The sequence below is a fragment of the Pseudomonas duriflava genome (genome assembly GCF_007830155.1).
Lineage (GTDB): Bacteria > Pseudomonadota > Gammaproteobacteria > Pseudomonadales > Pseudomonadaceae > Chryseomonas > Chryseomonas duriflava.
The window spans coordinates 1-3,723 of sequence record NZ_VLKY01000050.1 but is presented as its reverse complement, the minus strand read 5'-3'; the positions used below and the strand labels follow the sequence as shown (position 1 = coordinate 3,723).

Here is a 3,723-nt window from a genome sequence, read left to right as displayed (position 1 = left end):
CTTTAATCCTGTTATGTTTAGTCATAAACAGACCCCAAAGGCTTGAAACCAGAGGGTCAGGTTACTCCAGGTATATTTTGTCTACACCCTCTAAGTTCAGCGTGGTACTGAAATCGGGGAGCAGGTCAAGCTTGCACTATAAAATGCTCGACTATTAGGATCCGTCTGAAAAAGATTTCCTCAAGTTAATTCGTATACGAACTTGGGAAATTATAACTTTGAAGATCTTAGTGAGTTTCTCGAAACAAGTGGCTATCCGGTGATGCTCCTTGAGCCAGTTAAAGAGCCGCTCGATTGCATTGCGCTTACGATAGGCCGGTCGGCCAAACAGCCTGGGCAGGCCTGTCTTGGGGATGATGCATCTGGCGTAGTAGATGCTGACACGTTCAAAATCTTGGTAGGCGCAGCATCTGACGATATCCGTCTGACCTCCAGCCTGACCAATCTGTACCGTCAGGAGCTATCCAATTCGACCAGCAATCCACTGTCGAAGGCTGACATCAATGCGGTATCCGTCAAGGCTTCAACTAAATAAGTTCAAGTGGTGACAGGCCTATCCATGCTTGTTACCTATATTGGATATTTTACTCAAGGCACGCTTAGGCTCTTGCTCAAGCGTGCCTCGTTTTTATCTTAACGTTCTAGGAATGTACGAAGGTCAGCAGTGAACTTGATAGGGTTTTTGAATGCAAGGAAATGGTCCCCTTGTTCCTCTTGTGAATAGACATACAACTCACTGTTGGGCACGACCGAATGAATCCAGCGCTGACCTTGTAGGGAGTCGCTGTAACAACCAGTAAAGATGGCAGTCGGTACATCAATTTTCTTCTGGATGACATCGCGCCAGTCGTTAGTCACGTGATCAAACAGGACAAGCTTAAGGTAGGTGGGATCGTTATTGATGAAGGCCTGAGCAAGACTTTCGGAGTTCTTGTAGTAAGGAGAGTCCATCAAAGATGCTCGTTCAACAACTTTGCTATGGGCAATCAAGGAATTAAGGGGCTTCATGGCTGTAAAACCTTCAACCATGCGCTCAGGATCGCTTACAAAAGCTCCGGCATCTAAACGCTCCTGTTCGGACCAGTCCGCATGACTGTAGATGGATGGAGGCTCATCAATAAGAACCAGCTTTTCAATACCTGTAGTCCCATAAAGATCGATATAACTCCATAAGACGGAAGCCCCCATGGACCAGCCGCTATAATAAGCTTTCTTGATGCCTACCTTCTCATTGAATTCCTTCAGGTCGACAGCAAAACGCGAAATTCGTGTTCCGTAATCAACGTGCTGGGACAGCCCTTGATTTCGGGGATCCAGTACATAGACATGGTAATGCTTACTAAGCTGATACATGACATTGAAGTACTCAGCTCCATTGGCCGACCAGCCGGGTATAAACACGAGCGGCTTGCCCTTGCCGGCCTCCCAATACGAAAGCCTGACACCATCATTGGTCATAAACGAATTGATTTGCAAACCCTTGAAATCGGAAAGCTTGGCTGGAAAGCCCTCAATTCTTTCTGGAAAGGTAAAGTCCTTACCAAGCACCTCGACAGCGGGGGCAGCTAGAACATGATGGCATGATGAAAGAAACACTAGGGTCCCAAAAGCTCGTCTCAAAGAACGATTCATTTTCTTAACTCTCATAGGTTGATCAAGCAGGCAGCTAAATCAGACATTTACCTAGGCGGGGGCGATGATTGCTCTAGCGCTTAAAAAGGAGCCAAACTGAATGTTCATCATTCCACTGGGCTCAAGGTACCGGCTATTACGCAATGGCCCGGCTTCCACTGGTAAAAATCCTAATGCTAGCGCTAGCGTGCAAACAGTTAGGTTTGCCGAATTGTTATCTCCGGCGATGAAGACTTGAAGTGTTTGATCGCGCGCCGCGCAGTTTTCGGTAAAAGTCTTGCGAAAATTGTATTGAACGCTTTAACAACATGAGCCGCTGGTGCTGACGTCTGGATCCGCTCTGCTGCTGAGTTGTTTAAGCCAACTATGAGATTTTGGAAATCAGCGCTCACAGGATTGCTCATATCTACTAGGACTTTGCTGCTCAAATCACCCGCACGGGCAAGGACTTCAAGCACTGCAGGATAAGGTAGGGCCAACAAGACGACGTCAGCAAGTTTGAAAGTTGCAACGATGCCAGCTCCTTCAGCATTGCTACCAACCGCTTGGGCAAGCGAAGCCGCTTTGGCAGGATCACGATGACCAATCGCTACTTGATAATCGGCAGAGGTTGAAGCCTTTGCATAAGCTGAGCCAATGGTGCCCGTGCCACTTGCAGCAATCGTCATAACAGCGCTCTGTAGTTAGGATGTATGACTACAATAGAACTTGAATCGCTGTACGATAAATACTTAATCTAGAGCGATATTTGAAATAAGAGATTTATAATGGACCGCCTTACTAGTCTTTTAGTATTTGTCAAGGCAGTGGAATTAGGCTCTTTTAGCGCAGCAGCTGACACGTTAGGCATGTCATCACAACTGGTAGGCAAGCACGTCCAACATATGGAGCAGCGCTTAGGGGTTCGCCTTCTCAATCGGACAACCAGACGACAAAGTCTGACAGATTTCGGGCGCTCGTTTTATGAAAGGGCCAAGATCATTTTGGCAGAAGTTGAGGCTGCAGAAAGCATGGCCGCTGAAACACGTCTGGTGCCCAGTGGGAGGCTTCGTATCAACGCGCCGGTTAGCTTTGGCATGAATACCCTAGCGTCTCGTTTACCAGAGTATATGAAATCCAATCCTCAAGTATCCGTCGAGCTTACATTAGCCAACCGAGCTGTAGACCTGATCGATGAAGGCTACGATATCGTATTCCGTGTAGGTGAGTTGTCGGACAGTGGGCTGATTGCTAAGCCACTGGCTCCTTATCAACTAGTCCTTTGCGCTGCTCCTATTTATCTTACATATCACTCAAAGCCAAACACCCCATGGGATTTGCAAAACCATGAATGCCTAGGATTTACACACACTGACTTGCGCAGCCATTGGACGTTTAACGGCCCGGAGGGACGTATTGTTGTGCCTATATCAAGCCGGTTAATGGCAGATCATGGGGAGGCCCTGCTTTGTGCAGCGCTTTCGGGACTTGGTATTATTCTTCAGCCTTTAGAATTGGTTAAGGAAGACCTCGAGCAAGGACGGCTGATCGAGCTGCTTCCAGACTATCCGGTTCCTTCCAGACCTCTTCACATTCTTTATGCTCCTGATCGGCGCCTAACCCCAAAAATCCGCAGCTTTCTGGACTTTGCTGTTACAGAGTTTAGTTAGATTAGATAGGAGCAGACTTCGGGATACAAAAAGCGATTTCAGCTAAGGCCATTACTTCGACTTGGATCAAACGTTGCAAACTAAACTCACGCTTCATTTATGAACACACCTTTCCAGTTTGCTTAAGACTTGCAAGCACATATGAATAGTGCAGGTAGGGTGATACGCAGATATTTAGCAGAAAATACACGCCTGCCAAAAACATTTAATAAGACTGCCGTACGTCAGGGCGTATCAACCGCTCGCTGAGCTAGTTTCCCAATATTAACAATGAGCCTTTAAGGAAATAGACAGCTCTATCATAAACAAGCCCCTAAGGATGGTCTGAAGTAGCCCTATATTTCCCGCGACTTCAGCCCCGCCGATTTGGAAAGCGGCGAATCCATCAAAAATGATTGGATCGTCTGCTCATGTCGGTGTTTCTGGTCGCCGCGACAGCCTC

The 3,723-nt window shown here is 47.2% G+C and carries 4 protein-coding genes; 1 reads left to right on the top strand and 3 read right to left on the bottom strand.

Features of this window, described 5'->3' with window-relative positions:
* Window positions 1-154 precede the first annotated feature (154 nt).
* The 3 genes from IQ22_RS24265 to IQ22_RS22925 all read right to left on the bottom strand — a co-directional run bounded on the left by IQ22_RS24265 (window position 155) and on the right by IQ22_RS22925 (window position 2,300).
* Entirely contained in the window at window positions 155-295 is a 141-nt protein-coding gene (locus IQ22_RS24265; RefSeq protein WP_425298894.1) for a hypothetical protein, read from the bottom strand.
* A 338-nt stretch (window positions 296-633) separates the two neighbouring features.
* A complete protein-coding gene (locus IQ22_RS22930) occupies window positions 634-1,647 on the bottom strand; it encodes an alpha/beta fold hydrolase (protein ID WP_244309422.1) in 1,014 nt (337 codons plus the stop codon).
* Window positions 1,648-1,829: 182 nt separating this feature from the next.
* The gene (locus IQ22_RS22925) at window positions 1,830-2,300 is read right to left on the bottom strand and encodes an NADPH-dependent F420 reductase (protein WP_208733698.1); all 471 of its coding nucleotides are present in this window, start codon (window positions 2,298-2,300) and stop codon (window positions 1,830-1,832) included.
* Between the two features lie 99 nt (window positions 2,301-2,399).
* On the opposite strand from IQ22_RS22925, the gene IQ22_RS22920 reads away from it, so the two are divergent.
* Entirely contained in the window at window positions 2,400-3,281 is an 882-nt protein-coding gene (locus IQ22_RS22920) for a LysR family transcriptional regulator (protein WP_145146108.1), read from the top strand.
* The last annotated feature ends 442 nt before the right edge of the window (window positions 3,282-3,723 follow it).